This window comes from Streptomyces sp. NPDC047525, from assembly GCF_040643025.1.
Taxonomy (GTDB): Bacteria; Actinomycetota; Actinomycetes; order Streptomycetales; family Streptomycetaceae; genus Streptomyces; species Streptomyces durmitorensis.
In genome coordinates this window covers 1,122,738-1,146,232 of sequence record NZ_JBEYTL010000001.1, presented here as the reverse complement: position 1 = coordinate 1,146,232, position 23,495 = coordinate 1,122,738, and the positions used below count along the sequence as shown (strand labels likewise).

The following is a 23,495-nucleotide window of genomic DNA, read 5'->3' as shown; positions in this document are numbered from 1 at the left end:
TCAGGTCACCTCCGATTTCCGGGCCCAGCGCGGGACACGTCGTCGCGGCACTGCGGGCGTCGGCAGGTGCGCGGCCGCGGCGGGCGCCGCGAGCAGCGAGGCGGCCAGGGCCAGATGCAGCAGGTACGGCGAGGCGTCCCCGAGACCGGCCTCGGTGTACGACGCGATCGCGCAGTAAGTGATCAGGAAGATCGCGCAGGCCCTGGAGAGCGACGGCGGCCGCAGCAACGCGACGCCGGCAAGGACGACGATGATCGCCACCACGATGGCGGCGCCGGTCAGACCCTGCTCGTGGTAGACGGCCAGCCAGCTGTTGTCGATCGGCAGCCCGCCGAACGACTTGTCGCCGAGGCCCACGCCGAACACCTTCTCCGAGGTCGTCCGCGGCGCCGCCAGCAGGGCGTCCCAGACCTTGGCCCGGCCGTTGAGGCTCGAGAAGTACTCCTGGGTCTGTCCGCGCATGTACCACGCCTGCATGGCGGAGCTGAACCCCGCCACGGCCACGACGGCGCACAGCACCGCCCAGGTGAAGAACCGGCGGGCGGCGGCGCTGGTCAGGATGAGCGAGCTGATCGCCACCGCGAGGCCGATGAGCATGCCGAGCGTGGCCGTTCTGGTGTGGGTCAGCGCGAGCAGGACGAGTGACGGCACGATGACCACCGCCGCGCTGGTCCGGTCGGTCCGGCGGCCCAGCAGGAGCAGCACGGTGAGCCCGATGATCACCGCGGCGTACTGTCCGATCTGTGGCGGGGTGAGCGGCCACAGCGCACCGACGAGACGGCCGCCGTAGATCTCGGGCAGGGCGGCGCCCGGTGAGATGACCGCGCCCGCGGCCACCGACCCGAGCACCGCGAAGTACATCCGGATGTGGTGCCTGACGAACGTCAGGCCGCCGTCCCACCAGCGGCTGAGCAGCCACAGCGTGCCGACGAAGAGAGCGAACCGGCCGCAGCGGAACAGCGCGCCGAACCCGGACTCCAGGTGCGCGCTGGAGATCACGCTCGGCACGAGCAGCAGGGTGAGCAGGAACAGGAAGGCGCTGGCCCGGAAGCGCAGCCGGAGGTTGACCGTGAGCGCGAGCGCGAACGCGGCGACCAGCGCCCCCATGGTGACCATCTGGATGAGGGAGCGGGGCAGCGGAATGATGGTCTCCGCCCCGGCGGAGCCGAGCGTGTTGAGGATCAGCAGTCCCCAGACGATCCCGACGGCCCTCGGTGTACCGGCAGGGCGCGGTTCGACGCCGGGCCGGGTGTCAGCCGTGTCGATTCCGCCCGGCAGCCCGTCACGCCTCAGGTACCCGCCCACCTCAACCACCGGCCCGTGGGCCGAAGGTGCTGCCCTTGTCCTGCTCGTACGGCGTGCCCTGCCACTCCCCGGAGTCGAGCACCCGGCTCGGCTCGTGGGCGACGAACCTCCACGGTCCGAGGTAGTCGTTGTCGTGCCAGCGGTTGTGCTGCTTGCGGGTGATCGCCTCGGCCACCCGCTCGCCCTTGTACGGCGACCAGTCCGGATAGGTGCCGTAGTTGGCGAGGACCGCCATGCGGTCGCACTTGTCCGTGCACTTGACGACGGACTTGTCGAGGACGAAGCGGTTGTCGTGGATGTCCACCCGCTGGGTCTTCCACCGGCAGTCGGCGTACAGCGGTGCGGTGGCGATCTTCGGCCGCGCGCAGCGGTCGGTGTCCTTCACCAGCAACGTGCAGTCACCGGACGAGGTGTTGGCCGGGCTGTTGCAGAACCGGTCGGCGTTCTCCCACAGGGTGATCCCGGACCAGTTGTTCTCCAGCACGTTCCGGTAGATCTCGATCTTGTCCGTGCGCGCCCGGACCCGTGGTTCGCCGCCGGACTCGGACAGGTAGATGGTCGCGAACGGGAAGTTGTCGCCGCGGGCGTTCTTGCGGCCCTCGACCCAGTTGTTCCGCCGGACCGTGTTCTTGCGGATGACCGCGTTGTAGCTGGTCTCGTAGATCAGCGCGGCACCGTCGTTGGCCTCCAGGACGTTGTCCTCGATGCGGAAGTCGTTGTTGTTGGTGTCCGCCCACAACCCGGTCCCGCGGTTGTCGTGCACCCAATTCCCGCGCACGTCCGCCCCGTTGACGGCCCAGAACTTGATGCCTCCGGTGCAGCCGCAGCCCTTGCGCCGCCGCTCCCAGTCGCCGGTGTTGTTGCCCACGATCTCGTTGCCCTCGACCACCAGACCGCTGATGCGGCCGCCCGCCTTGTACGCGTTCATTCCGTACTGACCGTTGTCGCGCAAGCAGTTGGCGCGGACCCGCTGGCGTGCACCGGCCATCAGCCCGGCACCGGAGTTGTTCTGGATCTTGGAGTGCTCGATCAGCCACCCGTCGGCCGAGTCGTGGTTGACCACGCCCTCGTCCGGCGGCGCCACGAACCGCTGCACGGTCAGGTGGCGGATGGAGACGTCGCGGGCGGTGCCGCCGAACGCGTACTGGTTGGTCTTCCGGCCGTCGAGCACCGCGCCCGGTGCGCCGACGTAGCGGTTCCCCTTCTTGGGGATGATCTGGGCGAAGCGGTCGGGATCGAGCTTGTGCTTGCCGGGCCGGAGCCAGAACGTGGTGTTCGGCGGGCTGCTCTTGGTCTTCGCCGCCAGATCACCGGTCACCGCGGGGTCGACCTTCACCGCACCCGCCGGCGCCTTCGCGGGACCGGGCGCGGGCTTGGCGCACACCCGGGCCACGGACTTGGACGACGCACCGGACGTGGTCGGCGTACGGGTCGGCTCCGCCCCGGCGTCCGGCGTGCTCGTACAGCCGGTCGCCAGCAGGGCCAGCGCCAGCGGTGCCGCCGGCAGCGCCCAGTGCCGCCACTTGATCCCCACGCGTCCTCCTTAGTCGCAGAACCTGAGTACGGTGGTGAACCCCTCGGTGCTGTCGGCGAAGCCGGTGCCGATCAGCGTGGTGGAGGGTTCCTTGCGCCCGAAGCCGGGGGAGTACCAGCCAAGCGGCGGGTCGCTCTCGCCGCGATGCGCCTGCCAGGACAGCTGCCCGGGCAGGTCGAGCACCGCGGAGCGGTCCTCGCCGTCCCGGGTCCAGGTGAGCACCGCCCAGTTCGCCACCAGGTCCGCGGCGATCGCCGGGCCGAGGTGGAACGCCAGGCGCACGGCCGGCCGGCGCGGGCCGCGCACCTGGTCGACCACCCGCAACTCCTTGGCCGCGGCGTTCAGTTCCACCCGGCGGCGGTGCACGGAGCGCTGGTAGCCGTCGTGCTCGGCGCACCAACGGGCCGTCCCGCCTTCGGAGGCGCCGGATGTGTCCGCGACCAGGACGCGGCTGCGGGCATGCCGGGTCCACAGGAACGGGCCTCCGGACACGGACTGGTCACCGCCGTCCAGCTGCAGGGTGTTGTGGCCGAGGGTCGAGCGGAAGTACTGCCGCCACTCGGGCTGCCCGTGGTAGCAGAACGTCCCCGGGTCGGCGAGCACGTCGACCCCGTCGTGCCGGACCTCCACGGACAGCGCGTCCGCGTGGGCGTGCGCGGCGATGGACAGGAATCCGTGCGGACCGCCGTCGCAGCGGCACCAGATCTCCCCCGGGCCGCGCAGGATGGTCATGCCCGCGTCGGCGAAGTGGGCCGGCCGAACTGCCGGGCGGGTCACCGCCGGTGCGGTGCCCTTCTCCGCGTACGGGCGGATGAGCGCGGCAAGGAGCGGCGTGCGCACATCGGTGCCGGTCACGTCCGGCCACCAGGCGAGCCGGCCGAAGACGGCGTCCCCGGTGGCGAGGAGCGAGGCCCAGCGGTCGGTGCCCGCGCCGTCCACCACCAGACCGTGCCCGTCGTCCGCGTCCCCTTGACGCGGCGGCCGCAGTCGGCCGTCCACGACGGCCGCGAGCGCGTCGGTCATCCGCAGCAGTACGAGGCGGATCGACGCGGGAACCGGTACGTCGGCGGTGTCCGCCTCGGCCAGCGCGGCCAGGCCGAGCTCAAGGACGAGTCCGTGATACTCGGTTGCCGACTCGCGGTTGAGGCCGGAGCCGAAGGTGTTGCTCCGCAGATGCCGCTCAAGGGACCGCAGCGCGCCGGCCCGCCAGCGCGGCGACGAGGGGAACCACCCGAACGCGCACGCCGCCGCGAACTGCCCGGCGGTCTCGGCGATGACGTGGTTGTTCGCCGAAGAACCCCGGCTGGGGAAGGCGGCAAGCCAGCGCTGGTGGTGCCAGATCTGGTTCAGTGCCACCGGGTTGTCCTCGAAGAGACCGGCCGCGCCCGGCCAGCCGTCGAGCAGCCTGCGGATCCACACCCAGGAAAGGAGCCTGATGCCCAGCTCGATGCCGCTGATCCAGTGCACGCCGCGCAGCGGCGGGTTGGCCGTCCACCACGACCGCAGGTGCTCGGCCACCCGCTCGGCGTACCGCTCGTTCCCGGTGATCGCGTAGGCGGCGGCGAGCACGGTGAGGTACTGGTGCCTGGACAGCTCCCAGATCTGCTTGATGTCCCCGACCGCGTCCTCGTTCCGGTACGGCACGTCGAAGGCGTAGCCCCAGGGAGCCCTGCGCCCGGTCTTCGGGTCGCACCACCAGTCCGGGTCGGTCAGGTCGTCGCGGACCACCCCGAAGTACTCGGCGTGCCCGTACATCAGCCGGTCCGCCTCGGCGACGAGGCGTTTCGCGGCGTCCGGGGGTATCGCGGCGATCGTCCCCGCGGGCAGTACCGCGGTGAACCGGGCGCCGGTCACGCTCGGGCAGTCCGGCCGCGCGGAGCGCCACCGCCGCCTGCGCACCGCGTCGCCCGCCCGGCCGCCGACCTCCCGCGGTCCCATCCGGGAGAGGCGCCGTAAGTACCAGCCCGCGCTCATGGTCATCGCGCCCTCGCCAACGTCACCGGCGCACCGCCGACAAGGCCGGCCTGCACGGCGAGGGTGGCCGCCGTGGTGGCGACGAGCGACTCCAGCGGCACCGGCATCGGCCCGCCGGTCCGCACGGCCTTGATGAACGCGGCCAGTTCGGCGTTCTGGCCCTTGTCCCGGGCCTTGGGCAGCCGCGAACTGACCCACCGCTTGCGGCCGACCGCGCCGTCTGCGAACACCGAGGCACGGACGAAGTCGTCGAGCCGCAGCACACGGCCGTCCGCGAGAAGGTCCAGCGTCTCCTTGGGGAAGCCGGCCGCTCCCGTGGTGACGTAGCTGATGGTGGCGGTGGACCCGTCCGGGTAGCGCAGCACGACCTGGAGGTCTTCGTTGCCGGACGTGGCGGCCGCGTACACCGATACCGGGTCGGCATCGAGCAGCCAGCTCGCCGTGTCGATGAAGTGTCCGCCCTCGCCGGCGAACCGCGAGCCCTCGCTGCCCTGTTGGAGGTACCAGCTGCCGTGCTGGAGCCGGCCCGCGTTGACCAGGTAGCGCAGGCTCGCCGGGCCGGTGCGGGCGCCGAACCGCTTCCTGGCCTCCTGGAGGAGCGGTGCGAAACGGCGGTTGAAGCCCACCTGCAGCCGGTCGTTGCCGGACTCCTCCACCGCCGCGAGCACCCCGGCCAGCTCGTCCTCGGTGAGCGCCAGCGGCTTCTCCACGAACACGCTCTTGCCGGCGAGCAGCGCCCTTCGGGTCAGCTCGGCGTGCGAGCTGTGCCGGGTGACCACGAACACCGCGTCGATGGACTTGTCGTCGAGCACGGCGTCGAGATCGGTGGTCGCCTCGTCGAAGCCGAACTTCCGCTGCGCGTTGGCCGCGGACAGCGCCGTCGTGGTGACCACGGTCGACAGCTTGACGCCCTCGCGCTGAGCGAGGTGCGGCAGCAGCATCGACGTCGCGTAGTTTCCCGCGCCGACGAACGCGAGGCGCACCGGCGCCTTGGCGGACCGGGCGGGGGCGGAGGATCCGCCGCCGCGTCGCACCGCGGGCACCGCCACCTCCGGGGCCTGCGCTTGTCCCGCTTCCCCCGCGTCCCCTGCGAGTTCGGGGTACCGGAACAGCACGGCCACGGCCTTCAGGTCGCCGTCCTTCAGGCGCTGATACGTCTCGACGGCGTCATCGAAGTCGGCGGTGTGCGAGACCAGAGGCTCCACGTCGACGCGGCCGCGCGCGACGAGATCGAGGAAGCACGCCAGGTTGCGGCGCTCGGTCCAGCGCACGTACCCGATCGGGTAGTCGCGCCCCTCCAGCTCGTACTCCGGGTCGTAGCGCCCGGGGCCGTACGAGCGGGAGAACCGGACGTCGAGCTCCTTCTCGTAGTACGCGTTCCACGGCAGGTCCAGGCGGCACTTGCCGATGTCGACGACCCGGCCGCGGTCCCGGCAGAGCCGGGCGGCCAGCTCGACGGGCTGGTTGCTGCCGCCGCCCGCGGCCAGATACACCTGGTCCACGCCGTGACCGTCGGTGAGTTCGGCGACGGCGGCCTCCACGGCCGCGGACGCGGGATCGCCGCAGGCCGCGGCGCCCAGGCGCTCGGCGAGCTCGCAGCGCGACGGGTCGGGATCGACCCCGACGACGCGGACCCCCGACGCGGTGAGGAGCTGCACCACCAGCTGCCCGATCAGACCGAGGCCGATCACGAGCGCCACGTCGCCGAGCTGCGACTCGCCGCGGCGGACGCCCTGCATCGCGATCGACCCGACGGTGCCGAAGGCCGCGTGCCGCGGCGCGAGGCCCTCCGGCACCGGGGCGTAGAGGTTCTTCGGCACCCAGTTCAGCTCGGCGTGCAGCGCGTGCTCGTTGCCGGCGCAGGCCACGAGGTCGCCGACCTTCACGTCGTCGATCCCGGGGCCGACCTGCTCGACCACCCCGCACAGCGAGTAGCCGAGCGGCGTGTAGGAGTCCAGCTTGCCCATCACCTTGCGGTACGTGGCGGGCACCCCGTTGGTGGCCACGCTCTGCACGACCTTGGCCACCTGGTCCGGCCGGGAGCGGGCCTTGCCCAGCATCGACATGCCGGCCTCGGACACCTTCATGAGCTCGGTCCCGGTGGATATCAGCGAGTAGGCGCTGCGGACCAGCACACCGCCCGGCTTGCATCCCGGCACCGGCACGTCGAGCACCGCCAGCTCGCCACTCTTGTAGTTCTGCACAACCTGTTTCACCGAAGTCCCCTTGTTTCTACGCCGTCTAGCGAGCGTTCTGGCCGGACCCGGAGGTCGCGCCGCGGTACCAGTACTCGAGGGTGAGCACATGCCAGAGATGCTTGGAGAAGTCCCGCTGCCCGGCGGCGTCCTCGGCGACCATCCGTGCCAGCGCGTCGCGGCGCAGGATCCCGGAGTTGACGAGCACGCCGTCGTTGACCACTTCGCGTACCAGCGGTGCCAGATCCCGGCTCATCCAGGCGCGCAGCGGGGCGCTGAACAGGCCCTTGGGCCGGTACACGATCTCCCGGGGCAGGACCGAGGCGGCCGCCTCCTTGAGGACGGCCTTGCCCTGCCGTCCGACGATCTTGCGATCACCGGGCACGGAGAAGGCCGCCTTGACCACATCGACGTCCACGTACGGCACGCGCACCTCGGTCGACGCGGCCATGCTGGAGCGGTCCGTGTACGCGAGGTTCAGGCCCGGCAGGAACATCCGGGCGTCGCCCAGGCACATGCGGTTGACGAAGTCGTCGAGGTCGTTGTCCTGGTAGACGTCCGCGTGCTCGGTCAGCACGTCGTCGACCGTCCCGGCCAGGTCGGGATTGACCAGGGCGAGCAGCTCGTCCTGGTCGTACATGGTGTAGCTGCGCCGGAACGCGGTCTCCTCCGGCAGATCGGCGAAGGAGAGGAACCGCTTCGCGAACCGCACCGACCGGTACCCCCGGCGGGCCGTGGCGACCGGCAGCCGGTCCACGGCCCTGGACAGGCCGCGCCGCAGGGGCCGCGGGACGCGCTGGTAGCGCAGCGCGATCAGGTTGGCCAGGTGCTTGCGGTACCCGGCGAACAGCTCGTCGGCGCCCATCCCCGAGAGCAGCACCTTGACCCCGGCCTCCCGGGCGGCCTCGCAGATCAGGAAGGTGTTGATCGCGGCGGGGTCGCCGATCGGCTCGTCCAGGTGGTAAGTCATCTGCGGCAGCAGGTCGAGCACGTTCGGAGCGATCTCGATCTCATGCAGGTCGACGCCGAACTGCTCGGCCACCTGCCGGGCATAGCGCAGGTCTTCCGGCATCGCCTCGAACTTGGCGTCCTCGGCGCGGAAACCGATCGTGTAGGCGGAGATCCCGGGCCGGTCGCGGGCCGCGAGCGCGGTCAGGTAGCTGGAGTCGAGACCACCGGAGAGGAAGGTCGCCACGGGGACGTCGGAGAGCAGATGGCGCCGGGTCGACTCCTCGACGACGGCGGCGATGTCCGGCATCTCGCCGCTCCTGGCCCGCTCCTGGCCCTCGGAGGCGACGTCCCTCAAGTTCCAGAACTGGCCGCGCTCCACCCGGCCGTCGGGCCGGCACCGGAGCCAGCTGCCCGGCGGCAGCTTCTCCGCCTCGCGGAACGCGCACCGTGAATCCGGCACCCAGTAGTACAGGAGTGAGGCCACCAGCGCCGCCTCGTCCACCTCCAGCGACCCGCCGGTGGCGGCGGCCAGCGCCTTGAGCTCGGAGGCGAACACCAGGCCCCCACCGCGCCGGAGCAGGAACAGCGGCTTGATGCCGAGCTGGTCACGGGCGAGCACCAGGTCACCGGTTCGCTCGTCGAAGATCCCGAACGCGAACATGCCGCGCAGCCGGGGCAGGCAGTCGGTGCCCCAGCGCCGCCAGGCCTCAAGAAGCACCTCGGTGTCGGAGGTACCGCGGAAGCGCACCCCCGCGGCGGCCAGTTCGGCACGCAGCTCGGGCGCGTTGTACAGCTCGCCGTTGTACGTCAGGGCGAGGCCGTCCGAGACCATCGGCTGGGCGCCGGTCTCGGACAGGTCGATGATGGCCAACCGCCGGTGCCCGAGCTGCACTTCGCCGTCACCGACGGGATGGCCGTACCGGCCCGCCCCGTCCGGACCGCGGTGGGCGAGGGTATCGGTGAGCCGGTCGGTCACGGCCTTCCCGTCCGGCCATCGGTAGGTGCCTGCTATGCCACACATGTCCTACCGCGCTTCCTGGTCGATGTCCGGGACTCGTGCCCATGACGGCCGCTCCGTCGGCAACTGGCCCGTCCCGTTCTGCCTGCCGCGCAGCGCGGTGTGCAGCCCGTCCCACAGGGTGCCGTCGGTACGGTCCCTCGGGTCGGGGTCGATCAGCACCACACCGATCACCGGAATGAGCAGGTCCGCGAGCTGCCGCGCCACGGTGTGCAGCCATGCGGCGCTGCCGTGCCCGGCGCGTACGACGAGCACGGTCTGGTCGCCGAGATCCTGGAGGCCGGTCCACGCCGTGCCGGGCGCGAGCGAGCCGACGCCGATCCTGCGCACGTGATGCGGCACGGCCGCGGCACGCTCGCCGCTGACCACGGCCGGCTCTCCGGGCTCCTGGGTGCGGTTGGCGAGCGGCAGGCGCGGCAGACCGTCGACGATGACCACCGGCCCGTCCGCCGCCAGCGCGTTGGCCAGGTCCAGGGCGATCACGCTCGTCGTGTGCGCACAGCCCAGTTCGAGCAGCGACACCGGTTCCCCGGAGCCACGCACGGCGCGGGCCAGGGTCGCGGTGAGCCGTTCGCGTTCCGCCCGGGTCCGCCGGCCCTGCCACAGCCTGACCGGCCTGCGGGGCGCTCGGCGCAGTTCCGCGATGACCGAGGCGCCCAGGTTCGCCGCGATGTCCCTGCGCAGCACGGGGCGGTCCGCCACCACCGAGCCGACCGCGGCCAGCGCGAGCCCGAGGACGAGCCCCAGGACGAGCCCGATCGCGCCGTTGGTGAGCGCGGACTTGGGCAGGGAGTGCTGCACCGCGCGCGGGGCGTCCACGATCTGCGTACCGGCGACGAGATGGGGCGTGCCCATGCGCGCCTCCTCGGCGCGCAGGTCGAAGTCGGCGATCCGCGAGGTGAGTTCGGCCCGGCGGGCGAAGAGCGACTCGATGCTCGCCGACGCGCTCGGGTCGCTCTCCGGCGACCTGTCCCCGATCGCCTCGTTGACCTGGGCGAGTTCGACCCGCATGCGGTCACGCTGGTCGCGCAGGGCCTTGGCCTCGGCCTTCGCTGCTTGCTGCATCCGCCGCACATGGTCCGCGACGAACGCGTCCGCCAACGCCTTGGCGCGGGCCACGGCCTGCGCGTCGCTCTCGGCCGTCACATCGATCTGCAGCACGTTGTTGGTCAGGCCGGTTCCCCGGTAGTCCTGCATGAAGTCTTCCGGCAGCTGGGGGGACTTGAGGGACTTCAGGGCCTTGTCGGCGATCCGCGTGGTCCCCAGCAGCTCCACGTCGGTGCGGATCAGCGTCCCGGTGTCGTTCGCCTGGTCCTCCTTGTGCGCGACGAGGACCTTGGTCACCGCGGTCGGCGGCGGCGGCCGCAGGACCGCCACCGCCGCGCCGATCAGCAGCCCCACCAGAGCCAGGGAGCACCAGAGGCGGCGGCGTCTGCGCACCGCCACCACCAGCGCCTGCAGGTTCAGCAGCGGAGCGGCTGCCGACGACTCCGAAGTCGTGCTCGTCGTCACACTGAACCTCCCGTCCCGTGGCCGCGAGCCGCGAGCGCCGGAGTGGCGTTGTCCGGATGATGGGCGGCGGATCGCGCAGGACGGGCCCGGACGGCACCGGCGACGACGACGCCGACGACCTCGTGCCTGCCGTCCGCACACGCCTCGGCGATGCCTGCGAGCTCCCCCGCGGTCCAGCTGCCCGCGCTGAGCACGACCAGGGCGCCGGACTCGGTGTCGCGGTCCGGCACCATCGGCTGGGACACCGAGACCTCCACCACCCGCAGCAGCGGATCGCTCTTGGCCTCGGCGACGAGCTGCCCGGCGGCCCGGAGGGCGATCGCGTCCCCTTCCGGTACGACGGCCAGCAGCCGCCGGGCGCCCGGAAGTTGGACCCGCAGGCGCGTGCACACCCGCCGGTAGCGGATCCGTCTGCCGGCCTCGTCGCCGGACGACCGGGGGGTCGGTACGTCCCACCGGGTGTCGACGCCGAGGAGCCGGCGGATCCAGGTCCGCGGGCCACCGCCCCCTGTGCGCTGCGCGGACCGTTCACCGGGCACCTCGACGGTGCCGACGAGCGCCGAGCCGAGGGCCGCGGCGATCTCCGGTTCGGTGCGCAGCCGGCGATTCATCCGCGCGGCGGTGAGATGGCCGATGACCGCGAGCAGGAAGAACAGCACCGCCCCGCCGACGACGAGCTGCGTTCTCGTCGGCGGCGCCTCGCCGGTCGGCCGGGCCGCAGGACCCATGACGACCATGCCGGCCTTGTTGGTCGCGGGGTCGGCCTGGTCCAGCTTCTTCATGGCCTCCTCCAGCGAGGTGCGCAGCTTCTCGAGCGCGGTGCGGGCCTGCACGCCTTCCACGGTCTTCCCCGGGTCGGCGGATTTGGCCAGGTCGGTGATGCGGCGGTTGGTCTCCTCCACCTGCTTCCGCAGCGCTTCGGGCTCTGAATCCGCTTCCGGTTCGGCGCTGCCGCCCGCGATGCGCGCGGCGAAGGTGACGAACTGCTTGGCCACTTGGTCGGAGAGCCGCTGTGCGCGCTCCGGTGTCTCGGCCGTACCCGAGATCTTGATGATGTTCCCGTCGGCGGCCGTGGCGCTGACCTGATCCTGCAGCTCGCTGCCGCTGACGCCGCTCCAGCCGAGCGTGCCTGCCGCGCGGTCGACGACCGCCGAACTCGCGGCGATCTCCGCCTGGGTGAGCAGCTCGCGCTCCTCCCACTGCCCCGCGAGGAGTACCGATGCCGACGTCGTGTAGCGCGGCGGGAACAGCACCGAGGTGCCGTAGCCCACGAGGGCGCCCACCACGGCGAGGGCGGCGAGGAGCCGCCAGCGCCGACGGAGAATCCGCCCGATCGTGACCAGGCGTATCGTGTCTTCGCTCACCGGCGCGGCCTCCTCCCTGCCCGGGCCGCCGACACCGGAGCGTCACGGCAGGCAGCGGCGTAGGCCGCGAGCAGCGACGCCTGCGAGTTCCGCCAGGAGAGCTGCCCGCTGATCCGCTCCTGGCCGATCTTGCCCATGTGGGCCCGCTTCTCCGGATCGTCGAGCAACAGCGCGATGAGCTCGGCGAATTCGGTCTCGTCGTTGGCGGGTGCGTACACGGCGGCGTCACCGGCGGAGACGCGTGCCTCCCGGAGGTCGAACGAGACGATCGGCCGGCCCATCGCCATGTACTCGAGGACCTTGTTCATGGTCGACACGTCGTTGAGCGGATTGCGCGGGTCGGGGGAGAGGCACACGTCCGCGGTGGACAGATAGCGCACCAGGTCGGCGTCCGGTATGCGCCCGGTGAACTGCACCTGCTCAGAGAGCCCGAGCCGCCGGGACAGCTCCACCATCGCGTCGAAGGCGTCGCCGGAGCCGACGAACACCGCGTGCCAGTCGGTCCGCCCGAGTTCGTCGCGCAGCTTCGCGAGGGCCCGCAAGGCGTAGTCGACACCGTCCTGAGGGCCCATGACGCCGAGGTAGCACAGCAGATGAGGCTTGCCGCGCTTCAACTCCGGCTCGGGTGGCACCGGTTGGAAGCGCTCGACCGCGGGCGCGCTGCGCACCACGAAGACGTCCTGAGGCCGCTGACCGCCGCGGCGCACCGCGACGTCCCGGTAGCTCTCGTTCGTGGCGAGCACGACGTCCGCGGCCCGGTAGGTCCGCCGTTCCAGCGCGCACACGGCGCGGTAGAGCAGGTCTTCGCCGCGGTCGAACCGGGAGAGGTACAGCTCGGGCACCAGGTCGTGCTGGTCGAAGACGAACCGCGCGCCGCGCCGTCTGAGCCACCGTGCCGCAAGGAAGAGCAGGTCGGGCGGGTTGCAGGCGTGGACCACGTGGACCGGGCCGACCTTGCGGACAAGGCGGGCCGTGTGCCACAACGCCGATCCGTACTCCTGCAGATAGCCGGCGGGACCTCCGGTGGCCGCGCGCAACGGGTAGCGGTGGATCCGCACCCCGTCGATCACCGCTTCCGGTTCCGTGTCCCGCTTGCTCCCTCGGGGGCAGATGACGTGCACTTCCCAGCCCGCGTCGCGCAGTGTCGTGCACTCCTGCCACACCCGCCGGTCGAACGGCACCGACAGGTTCTCCACGAGGATCAGCGCGCGCCGCTTCGGCCGGCCGCCGCCGGTTGTGTCATCGAACGATGTGTTACCAAGCAAGGCCCATGTACCCCGGTTCAGTTCGGCGCGCATCTGCGTCGGGAAGGTGGATGAGGTCGATCAGCGCTGGGCCCTCGCCATGGGGCAGCGCCGCAAGGACGGCCGGGTCCCTGGTCCCGACCAGGCACACCTCGGCGTGTTCGAGCACCTCTTCGACGGAGTCCGCCAGCAGGTGCGCGAGGTGCGGAAGGCGGGTCTCGATGTACTCGCGGTTCGCGCCCATCAGCCGGGAGAGGCTCACGTTGGCGTCGTGGATCCGCAAGTCGTAACCCTTGCCGAAGAGTCTCTCCGCCAGCTCGACGAGCGGGCTCTCGCGGAGGTCGTCGGTGCCGGGTTTGAAGGACAGCCCGAACAGGCCCACCCGGCGCTTGCCGGTGCGCTCGACCAGCTCCACCGCGCGTTGCAGATGCGCGGAGTTGGAGGGCAGCACGTGGGCGAGGATGGGCACCGAGACGTCGGCCCGCTGCGCCGCGTGGACCAGGCTGCGCAGGTCCTTGGGCAGGCAGGAGCCGCCGAAGGCGAAGCCGGGCCGCAGATAGGCGGGGCTGATGTTGAGCTTCCGGTCGGCGAGGAACACGTCCATCACCTGATGCGAGTCCACCCCGAGCGCCTGGCACACCGAGCCCAGCTCGTTCGCGAAGCCGATCTTGAGGCCGTGGAACGCGTTGTCCGCGTACTTGATCGCCTCGGCCGTCGGGACCGGCACCCGGAACACCTCGCCGGGCAAGCCGCCGTACAGCGCCGCCACCACGTCGCCGCTCGCCGGGTCGAGCTCGCCGATGACGGTCTTGGGCGGGTCGAAGAAGTCCTGCACGCTCGTGCCCTCGCGCAGGAACTCCGGGTTGACCGCGACCCCGAAGTCCACCCCTGCCGTGCCGCCGACGTACTTCTCCAGGATCGGCACGAGCAGGTTCAGGCAGGTGCCCGGGAGCATCGTGCTGCGGAACACGACGGTCTGCCGCCCGCCCCGCTCGGCCACCGCGGCACCGATCTGCTCGGTGACCCGCTCCAAGTACGTGGTGCACAGACTGCCGTTGGGCTCCGAGGGCGTGCCCACGCAGATCAGCGACACCTCGCTGCCCATGATCGCCTCGCGGACGTCGGCGGTGGCGCGTAACGCCCCGGTCCGCACCACCTCGGCGGTGAGCTCGCCGATCCGCTCCTCGACCACCGGAGCCTTGCCGTCGTTGACCAGGTCGACCTTCACCTGGTTCACGTCCACGCCGATGACCTCGTGCCCCATGCTGGCCAGGCACGCGGCCGACACGCAGCCCACATAACCGAGCCCGAAAACGCTGACCCTCATGACCTGTCCATCCCCCCAGGCAGGCCCTGTGGGCCTGCGTTCCGCGCGCCGTCCGGACGACGAACCCCGCGCATCAGTAGGCCCCTTGCCCATACAGAACCGCGCGCAGCGTCTTCCACAAGATCACTGTGTCCAGGGCGAGCGACCAGTCCTCCACGTACCGCAGGTCGAGGCGGACCGCCTCTTCCCACGGCAGGTCGCTGCGCCCGCTGATCTGCCACAGGCCGGTGAGCCCGGGCTTCACGAGGAGCCGCCGCCGGATGTCCGGGCCGTACGCTGCGGACTCCTCCGGCAGCGGAGGCCTCGGTCCGACGAGCGACATCGATCCGGTGAGTACGTTGAAAAGCTGCGGGAGTTCGTCGAGCGAGTACCGGCGCAGGACCGCTCCCACCCGGGTCACCCGCGGATCCCGGCGGAGCTTGAACAACAGCCCCGCGCCTTCGTTGAGGTCGGCCAGCTGGGCGCGTGCCCCGTCCGCCCCGGTGACCATGGTGCGGAACTTGAAGATGGTGAACTCGCGGCCGTCCTTGCCGACTCTGCGCTGGCGGTACAACGCCCCACCCCGGCTGTCCGCGAGGACCAGCAGTCCGACGAGCACCATCAGCGGCGCGAACAGCAGCAGCAGGATCGCCGCGCCCATCCGGTCGACGACCCCTTTGACCGCCCTGCGGCCCCCGGTGAAGGTCGGCATGCTGACCCGCAGGAGCGGGATCCCGAGCACCGCGTCGACGTGCAGCCGCGGTCCCGCGACCTCCATCAGGACGGGGGCCACGATCATGTCGGCATCGCTGCCCTCGAGGTTCCAGGCAAGGCGCTGCAACCGGTCAGGTGACCAGTGCGGGTCCGGCAGGACCGCGACGACACGGTAGCCGTCACGGCGTACGTGGCCCGCGACGTCATCGAGCCGGCCGACGACCGGCACTCCGTCCACGTGGTCACCGTCGAGCCCGAGGCCGTCGGTCGTGCACACCGCGTCCACCCGCCAGCCGAGGTGCGGCAACTTGCGGGCCCTGGCGATCAGGTCGAGCACGGTGGTCAGGCTCCCGGCAGCGAGCACCGGGCGCAGGCACCGTCCTTCCTTACGCTGTTTGTGCAGCCAGAGGCGCAGCAGATAGCGCGCGGTCATGGTGACGAGCGCGATCGCCGGGATCGCGACGAAGATCCATAACTTGATGTTGCGCGAGGTGAGCGCGATCCCGCCGAGCGCCAGTACGACGGCCGCCGTGAACAGTGAGCGTCCGAGCCGGCGGAATTCCTCGGCGCCCTGGCCGAGCACGGCCGGTGCCCACGCCCGGCTCATCGCGAGCGCTCCCAGCACCAGGAGCTCGGTGCCGAAGGCGAGGATGACCCACTTCTCGTGCCAGTTGGCCGCGTCCCGGGCCCCGAAGAAGTTGCCGATCGCCGCCACCACGAAGGCGGTGGCCAGAGTATCGGTGGTGATCACGGTACGGCGGTACCGCTGCTCCCAGTCGATCGCGGGCCCGTTGATTGCCCCGTTCGCCAGACGCCCGCGCGCCGACGGAAACGGGCTGACTAATCCCCCCTGCCGCACAGAACCCCCCACAGGTCACCAGCGGTTCGACGTGTTCGCCCAACACACTGTTCCTCCCCCCGGGAGGCCCCCGCCCCCCGCGCCGCACTGTTCCTCCCCGCAGGAGACCCCCGCCCCCCACGCATGATGTGCCTGCTATGTCAGCGCCCGTCGAACAACCCACCCGAACCCGTCGAAACCCCGGGTGCTCCCCGCACCCAAGGCCCCCTTTCGGCGGGCTCCAAGAAATTGATCATCCCCGCGTTCGGTGCCGGGGACGAGAGTGCTGGCTTTCCGTAGCGCCGGATCTAAAGATCATTAATTGGTCGCCTCGTGACGAACAGCTGAAGCACGGTCAATCTAGACCATCGGGACCGGGTTGGAGAGGGTGATGTGTGCAATTTGTGCTCAAGCTTTGAAACTGGCTCCATCTGTCGGTCACGACCTACGGGTGCGGTGATGAAGAGGGTGCACCTTGACCTGTGACAACGAGGTCCCTGAACTGCCCGCGCCCGCAGGCCCCGCGCTGCTCCAGCCGCTCGCCCGGCCCGGACACGGCTTCCACGCGGCAGCGATCGGCGCGCCGCGACGGACCCTCCGGCGGGCTCCGCATTGGCGGGATTTCGACTCTGTGTTGTAACGGGATACCCGGGGCACGTTCTCCGCGCTCGTGGAACACCATCCAGAATTCCGGCGAACTTGCTGCGAACCCGGCAAAGGCCGGGAGAATTCGGCCCGGGGGATCCCGCGAGTCGCGATGAGTCCCGCGCTGTCCGGCGGTCGTACTGTCGAACCCCGTCACCGAGGAGGACTTCTGATGCGCAGCGTGACCTATTCGATGAACGTCTCACTCGACGGCTACATCGTCGGACCGGACGGCGGCTTCGACTGGACGGGGCCCGACCCGGAGGTCTTTCGCTTCTGGATCGACGGCATCCGAGACGTCGGTGTCCACCTGCTCGGACGACGGCTGTACGAGACGATGCTGTACTGGGAGACCGCCGACCAGGATTCCTCGCTCGACGCGGCGACGCTCGAGTGGATCGCCCTGTGGAACCCGCTCCCGAAGGTGGTGTTCTCCAGGACGCTGTCGGAGGTGCAGGGCCATGCCCGCCTGGCCTCCGGCGGCCTGGCGGAGGAGATCGAGCGGTTGCGGGCCGAGCCGGGGGAGGGCGAGATCGCGATCGGCGGCGCGACGCTCGCCGCCGAGGCGGCCGCGGCGGGACTGATCGACGAGTACCGGACGGTGGTCTACCCGGTGCTGGTCGGCGGTGGCATTCCGTTCTTTCCCCGGAACGAGCGCCGGGTGGACCTTGAACTCGTCGAGACCCGCACCTTCAGCTCGAACGTCGTCTACCTCCGCCACCGCGTGACGCGTTAGCCGGCTCGGCCGCCGAGCCCCGGAAGACGGCGGGCTCACCGCGGCAGGACGGAGGACTGTCAGTCCTTCGGCTACCGGGACTGTTTCCATGCGGAGCGACAGAAATGTGGCCCTGACCTCGGGAAACACGGCGCGTAGGGATCAGTTCGGCGTGTGCGGGGGCGCAGTTCGATCTTAGGGGCGAGCAGGAACGATGCCTCATCGCGGCCGTCGAACACCGCTTCGGTGCGAGGCGGTCACGGCGGAAGGAGCCTCTTAGGAATCTCTTAAAAGCCCCTCAGATACTCGCGATCATGGAACAGGCCAAGAACGCCCCGCAGGGGGAGAGCCACGGATCCCCGGACCGCGTACGGCACCGAGACGCCGCGGGAGTCGCGCGCAAGCGGCGCAATCGCGGTCTTGGGATCGCCGTCGCGCTCGTCGTCACCGGGACCACCGCATCGGCGGGCTACGCCGTCGTCGTGGACGCCGATGCCAAGTCCTCGCAGGCCGGGCCCCCCAAGGTGCACGGCAGATCCGTGGACTTCGCGGTAACAGGCGGCAGCACCACGGTCGACACCTCCACGCTGCGGATCACGGGACGCACGGAAGGCGGGGGAGCCGTCCCCGTCTCCGCTGCCGCGGCCGACGACTTGGGCAGGCCGAGCCGGGTCGAGGTGGACGGTTCCCGTGCCCGGTGGTCGTACGCCGCCAAGGGCTTGCGGGTCACCGCCGCCAGTGAGGCGGGGCGGCTGCGGATGACGGTCCGGGCCGAGAAGGACGGCGCCCTCGCATGGCCCGTCACCGGCAAGGGGCCGGGCACCGACACCGCGGGCGCCTCGCTGCAGGTGCCGCGGGGCGAGGGTCTTTCCGTGCCGACCGCGGACCGGTTCTGGAACGCGAAGGCAGCGGGTCTGGCCGGCACCGAGGCGGAACTGGCCACCGGCTCCCTGACCCTGCCGGTGTGGGGGTACAGCTCGGGCGGACGCGGCGTCAGCTACCTCGTGCCGGAGAGCATCGGCACGTCCCTGGCGTTCGCCTCGACGGGCGGGCGGCTGAACGCGACGGCGAAGCATGAGTTCTCCCGGCGGGAGAAGACCCTCGGCTACACCGTCACCTTCGCTCTCACCTCTGGTTCCCCCGTCGCACCGGGCGACGACTACCACCGATGGCTGCGTCAGCACGGCGAACTGCGCACCCTCAAGCAGAAGATCGCGGAGAACCCCGAGACCGAGAAGCTGCTCGGGGCCGAGCACGCGTACCTGTGGGGCGGCGCCCGCGGGGCCAAGGCCGTCGAGAAGCTGCGCGAGCAGGGCAACACCCGGCTGTGGCTCGGCTATGACGCCGACGGCAGCCCCATGAGCAAGGAAGCGGTGGCGACCGCCAAGAAGCAGGGCTATCTCGTCGGCCCGTACGACACCTACGCCAACGGCCAGGACCCGGAATCCGCCGACACTCCCGTGGCGAAGTGGCCGGACAAGGTCTACCCCGACTTCTGCGTGCGGGACTGGAAGGGCGAGATCAAGACGGGATTCGGGGACCGCGGCTGCTATCTCAGCTCGGAGGCGTTCGCCGGGTCCGAGCCCGCCGAGCGTTACCTTGCCCGGCACGTGAGGGACATGACCAAGAACGGCGTCAACAGCGTCTTTCTCGACGTCGACGCGGCGGGAGAGCTCTTCGCGGACTTCTCCGAGAACCACCCGATGACCAAGAAGCAGGACCGTGCCAACCGCATGGAACGCATGCGCACGCTCGCGGACAAGGACGGCTTCGTCCTGGGATCGGAATCCGCCGTCTCCTGGTCGGCACCGGCGCTCGCGTTCAACCACGGGTCCCAGACACCGGTGAACGACGGTCTGTGGCCGTTCCAGAAGGACAAGAAATGGGGCGCCTACTATCCGGACGACGCTCCCGGATTCTTCTTCAAGCGCACCACACTTCCCCACGCGCTGGCGAAGTCGATGTACGACCCCGCCTACCGCGTGCCCCTGTACCAGACCGCGCTGCACGACTCCCTCATCAGCACCGAGCGCTGGGAAATGCCCTACGACAAGTTCCCCGCGCAAAAGCGTGACCGCGCACTGATGTCCGTGCTCTACAACACTCCGCTCAACTTCGTTCTCGGCGAGGAGAATCTGGAGACCACGGGCAGGGAGATGGCCGGACTCCAGCGGTACTTCGCCCCGCTGCACAAGGCGGCGGGCACGGAACGGATGACCGACTTCCGACGGCTGACGAAGGACCACACGGTCCAGCGTTCGGTCTTCGGCGACGGCACCCTGACGGTGACGGCCAACTTCGGCACGAAGGCGTACGACGGCCTGCCGGCCGGGTGCGTGGACGCCAATTTGAAGACGGACCCCCGGCCGCGCCGCCTCTGCCCGGCCGAGGGCTGACGGCCGGCACCGACGTCCGCGCCGCGGAACTGTCCCGTGAGCGTCTCGTGGAACGGGGAAGTTCCCGTCACACTCGGAAGATGCAGGGGGACGGGCTGGACGACGGCCGGTACGAGCTGAGGATGCGGCTCGGCGGCGGTGGCATGGGGGATGTCTGGCAGGCGATGGACTGGCGCATGCGGCGACCCGTCGCGATCAAGGTGCTGCGGCCGGACCTGGAAACGGATCCGGCTGCGAAGCGGCGCTTCGTGCGTGAGTGGACGATCACCGGTGAGATCGCCCACGAGAACGTGGTGCGTGCCTATGACTGCGGCTGGGGTGTGCTCGGCGGCCGCGATGTCATGTATCTCGTCATGGAGTTGCTCGACGGGAAGACGCTCAACAGGCGGGCGGCCGAGGAGACGCCCGGCGGCGTACCGCTGAGAGAGATCGTCTCCTGGTGCGGGGACATTTGCCGGGCGCTGGAGGCAGCCCATGAAGTGAACCTGGTGCACCGGGACATCAAGCCCACCAATGTGCAGATCACCGCCAGTGAGCGGGTCAAGCTGCTGGACTTCGGAATTGCCTGCTTCCAGGAGGACGCCGAGGGGAATACGCGGATCACTGAGGACGGCCGGGTCGTCGGGACCTACCCGTACATGTCGCCGGAGCAGATCAGGGCCGGCCGGGTCGACGGCCGGTCGGATCTCTATTCGCTCGGTTGTCTGCTCTACGAGTTACTCGCGGGGCGTACACCCTTTGTGGGGCTCGATGTCATGCGACAGCATGTGCAGGACATCCCGTGCGAACCGGGAACTCTCAGGCCCGGGATTCCGCCGGATCTGAACGAACTCGTGATGGACCTGCTCGAAAAGCGCCCGGGCAACCGCCCCGCCACGGCCCAAGAGGTGAGGCGGCGACTGGACGCCATATCCACGGCACCTCCCTCCCCGCCTCGCCCTCCGCCCCCTCCTCCTCCTCCGCCCCGTCCGTCCCCTTCGCCCCCGCCCCCTGCTCCGGATCCTCGCCGGGATCACCGGGAGCTGCGCGAGATGCTGGGCGCCGGTCTGATCGCTGGGCTCGGCGCCTTCGGACTCTTGCTCGGAGCCGGCGGATCAGGCGTCGTGGCAGCTGTGATCTGGGGCGCTGTCCTCGCTGCCGCTGTGGCCTTCACCGGTTTCGCGTCGAACTGGCGGTGGGCGTATCTCCGGGGCCACCGAAGGGGCGGGCCTTCGGAGGTGATCCCCTGCTTGGGTCTGGTCGCAGTGATGGTCGGCCTCGTCGGCCTCGTATGGCTGATGGCGGCGAGAAGTGAATTTCCTTGGTACTACGACTTCTTGATCGGGCTCGGCGAGACGGTCGGTGTATTCGTCCTCGGCGTGATTGCCTACTTTGCCGGGGAGGAATCCGGCGAGAGCGACAGCGCCGGCCTGCTCGCGCTGCTCAACATGGTGCTGCTCGGCGGCCTCGCCTGCGTGCTCTTTGCCGTGAGCCTGGACTTCACTTGGTGGACGACGGCGCTGGCCGCTCTCGGCACGGGTGCTGGAGCGTTGTTCCTGACGGCCGTGGTCTTCGAAACCGCGTAGGAACGTCAGGCGAGCGAGTCCAGCGCGCACCTGGCTGCGAGCAGGTGAGGATGGCCGGGTTCAAGATGGGAGCGCATGTCCATGAGTAGCGTGCGCAGTTGTTCTCGGGCCCGCCCACGGTCACCGCTGCACGCGGTGGCCACGGCGAGTTGATGGCGGGTTGCCAAGGTGTGGGGATGAGCAGGGCCGAGTACGGACCGCCGGTCGTCCAGAACCCCGGCGAGTGCTTGGGCGGCCTGGCCCCATGCGCCTGACTGCCCGAGGAACCAGGCGTGTGCCGCGCGGACAGCCAGGACGTGCGGGTCTCGGCGGCCCAGGGTGAGTTGGGCCTCGGCCAGGAGCGTGTCCAACTCTCGTGTTGCGTGGTCCAGTTGGCCTGACTGGCCTTGGAACCAGGCCAGACTGCGGCGTGTCGCGAAAGTCTGTGGATGTTCGGCGCCAAGCACGCGTTGACGATGAGACACCAGTGAGGTGAGTTCGCTGATGGCGGCCGAGGTGTTCCCTGCCTCGCCCGTGTAGTACGCCGCTTCGTGGCGTGCGGCGAGGGTGTCCGGGTGGTCCGTGCCGAGCGAGCGCCCCATCTCGTCGGCGAGGCCGCGAAATGACAGGGCGGCAGCGTCATATTCGCCCGCCACGCCCAGGAAGTGGGAGAGCTGGAGGTCGGTCGTCGGCGAACCGTGCTCGTCATGGCCGGGGAGCGCTCGGAGCAATGCCATGGCCTGTCGGGGGTGTCCCGCATCCCCGATGACCAGCGCGCGTGCGAACTCGGCCCCGGGCACGTGGTTCTCGCACGCCTTGCGCAACGCCGACCGGGCGTGTTCGAGGCGGAGTTCACTGTGGGCGATGAGCCCGAGTTCGTATGCTTCCTGCGGATCGAGCCGCGGGAGCAATGCCTCCCAGAGGTGGTCCGGCACAGGTTCCAGATCCTCGCATCCCAGCAGGTAGTCGAAGCAGCTCAGGCCCTCGGTGCGGTCGTCCTGCGCGAGCAGGCTGCTGGTGGCGCTCAGTGGCCGGCACGCCCAGGCCAGTGCTTCGGGGAACGGCTCCGGGCGCAGCAGATGGCCACCACGAGCCGCCAGGTACGGCTCATGATCCAGCGACGACCAGCCAAGAGGTACGGGGCGGTGCAGGCCGGCGCGGCGGCAGTCGAGCACTGCCGTCACGAGCGCCGCACCGCGGGGGTGCGCGCCGCATGTCCACGCGTTCCGCCACTCGTGCACCAGGTCCGGTCCGCAGGCGAGGGACTCGGAGATCCCGAATCGGTCGGCTGCCTGCAGGGCCAGACGCAGTCGCCGACTGGGCGGGAGCTCGCGGGCGCGGCCGATCTCCGTCGGTGACCAGAGCCGATCCAACCGGATCACGGTCGCCAGGGCCACGACGGCGCACTCCTCCCGCCAGAAGTCGCGCTCGGCACCGGTGAGTCTGCTCCCCTCCCGTGCGCTGTAACGGCGGTGCTCTTCGCTGCGGAGAGTGGCGACCACCACCACTTCCCCGCGGGAATGCTCCAGCAGGCGCCTTACCTGGGACTCGGTGAGGCCCCCGCTTCCGAGATACTTCTCCAGATCGTCCAGCCAGAGGACGCAGCGGGAGCAGGTGCCGACAGCGTCCAGGGCCACCGCCACCGAGTCCCGGCTGACAGGCTTCACCCATGCGTGGTCCGGCAGCAGCCGTCGCACGGCTTCACAAGCGGCGCGTGTCTTGCCCGCTGTCGACTCGCCGAGCACCAGGACGAATCCGCTTCCGTCCAGGGCGGCACGCCATTGGTAGTCCATGTCGCGCTCGACGTAAGGGACCGCATGGCGGTCGCGATCACGGGGATGCTTCACTCCCCATGCTCCGAAGTCGATGACCTCCCGTACGCGCGGCACCCGACCGCGCCGCACTTGGGCCAGGTGGTCGGACCACTTCCGCCTCGGCACGCGGGCCTGGTGGAGCGAGCGCAGATGCTCCGTCAGCAGCCCGACGCCGGCCGTCAGAGCCGCTGCGAGGCCGACTGCCACAGCCCCGGTCGTCCAGACCTGGGACAAGCCCACGGCCACGCCGCCGACCACCACGGCAGCCGCGTACAACAACCGGCCCCCGGGGCGCAGCAGCCTCCGCGGCCCCGCGGACCGAGCGTCCGAGCCGCGGGTGAGGAGCCACCTCCTGCTGCGCCCGCCTGCCATGGCGACCTCCCGGTGATACCCGTCAAGTGCACATGAATCGACGGCGAATCACCA

14 protein-coding genes are annotated in these 23,495 nt (G+C 70.4%); 3 read left to right on the top strand and 11 right to left on the bottom strand.

Annotated features, from left to right (window positions below; genetic code table 11):
• From ABZ833_RS05295 to ABZ833_RS05250, 10 genes are all read right to left on the bottom strand, one after another.
• The gene (locus ABZ833_RS05295) at positions 1-1,305 is read right to left on the bottom strand and encodes an O-antigen ligase domain-containing protein (protein WP_361041179.1); all 1,305 of its coding nucleotides are present in this window, start codon (positions 1,303-1,305) and stop codon (positions 1-3) included.
• Position 1,306: 1 nt separating this feature from the next.
• The gene (locus tag ABZ833_RS05290; RefSeq protein ID WP_361041176.1) at positions 1,307-2,839 is read right to left on the bottom strand and encodes a right-handed parallel beta-helix repeat-containing protein; all 1,533 of its coding nucleotides are present in this window, start codon (positions 2,837-2,839) and stop codon (positions 1,307-1,309) included.
• Positions 2,840-2,848: 9 nt separating this feature from the next.
• Positions 2,849-4,819: an alginate lyase family protein gene (locus ABZ833_RS05285; protein ID WP_361041174.1), complete on the bottom strand. Its 1,971-nt coding sequence runs from the start codon at positions 4,817-4,819 to the stop codon at positions 2,849-2,851.
• Positions 4,816-7,029, bottom strand: a complete 2,214-nt coding sequence (locus ABZ833_RS05280; RefSeq protein WP_361041171.1) for a bi-domain-containing oxidoreductase — start codon at positions 7,027-7,029, stop codon at positions 4,816-4,818. Before ABZ833_RS05280 ends, ABZ833_RS05285 begins: the two co-directional genes overlap by 4 nt.
• A gap of 25 nt (positions 7,030-7,054) precedes the next feature.
• The gene (gene asnB, locus ABZ833_RS05275) at positions 7,055-8,980 is read right to left on the bottom strand and encodes an asparagine synthase (glutamine-hydrolyzing) (RefSeq protein WP_361041168.1); all 1,926 of its coding nucleotides are present in this window, start codon (positions 8,978-8,980) and stop codon (positions 7,055-7,057) included.
• Positions 8,981-8,983: 3 nt separating this feature from the next.
• Positions 8,984-10,489 carry a Wzz/FepE/Etk N-terminal domain-containing protein gene (locus tag ABZ833_RS05270; RefSeq protein ID WP_361041165.1) on the bottom strand — a complete coding sequence of 502 codons (1,506 nt, stop codon included), beginning with the start codon at positions 10,487-10,489 and terminating at the stop codon, positions 8,984-8,986.
• A complete protein-coding gene (locus tag ABZ833_RS05265) occupies positions 10,486-11,853 on the bottom strand; it encodes a Wzz/FepE/Etk N-terminal domain-containing protein (RefSeq protein ID WP_361041163.1) in 1,368 nt (455 codons plus the stop codon). Before ABZ833_RS05265 ends, ABZ833_RS05270 begins: the two co-directional genes overlap by 4 nt.
• A complete protein-coding gene (locus ABZ833_RS05260) occupies positions 11,850-13,118 on the bottom strand; it encodes a glycosyltransferase family 4 protein (protein WP_361041161.1) in 1,269 nt (422 codons plus the stop codon). Before ABZ833_RS05260 ends, ABZ833_RS05265 begins: the two co-directional genes overlap by 4 nt.
• Positions 13,108-14,424 (bottom strand): nucleotide sugar dehydrogenase, encoded by a 1,317-nt coding sequence (locus ABZ833_RS05255; RefSeq protein WP_361041158.1) that lies wholly within the window; start codon positions 14,422-14,424, stop codon positions 13,108-13,110. The genes ABZ833_RS05260 and ABZ833_RS05255 overlap by 11 nt, the downstream gene beginning before the upstream one ends.
• 73 nt (positions 14,425-14,497) lie before the next feature.
• Positions 14,498-15,976, bottom strand: a complete 1,479-nt coding sequence (locus ABZ833_RS05250) for a sugar transferase (protein ID WP_361041155.1) — start codon at positions 15,974-15,976, stop codon at positions 14,498-14,500.
• Between the two features lie 796 nt (positions 15,977-16,772).
• On the opposite strand from ABZ833_RS05250, the gene ABZ833_RS05245 reads away from it, so the two are divergent.
• The 3 genes from ABZ833_RS05245 (at position 16,773) to ABZ833_RS05235 (ending at position 21,276) form a co-directional block, all read left to right on the top strand.
• The gene (locus tag ABZ833_RS05245) at positions 16,773-17,336 is read left to right on the top strand and encodes a dihydrofolate reductase family protein (RefSeq protein ID WP_361041153.1); all 564 of its coding nucleotides are present in this window, start codon (positions 16,773-16,775) and stop codon (positions 17,334-17,336) included.
• Positions 17,337-17,629: 293 nt separating this feature from the next.
• The gene (locus tag ABZ833_RS05240) at positions 17,630-19,711 is read left to right on the top strand and encodes a glycoside hydrolase (RefSeq protein ID WP_361041150.1); all 2,082 of its coding nucleotides are present in this window, start codon (positions 17,630-17,632) and stop codon (positions 19,709-19,711) included.
• A gap of 80 nt (positions 19,712-19,791) precedes the next feature.
• Positions 19,792-21,276, top strand: coding sequence for a serine/threonine-protein kinase (locus tag ABZ833_RS05235; RefSeq protein ID WP_361041147.1), 1,485 nt, complete (start codon positions 19,792-19,794; stop codon positions 21,274-21,276).
• Between the two features lie 5 nt (positions 21,277-21,281).
• Here the strand turns inward: ABZ833_RS05235 and ABZ833_RS05230 are convergent, their stop codons facing one another.
• The gene (locus ABZ833_RS05230) at positions 21,282-23,441 is read right to left on the bottom strand and encodes a hypothetical protein (RefSeq protein ID WP_361041145.1); all 2,160 of its coding nucleotides are present in this window, start codon (positions 23,439-23,441) and stop codon (positions 21,282-21,284) included.
• Positions 23,442-23,495: the final 54 nt, after the last annotated feature.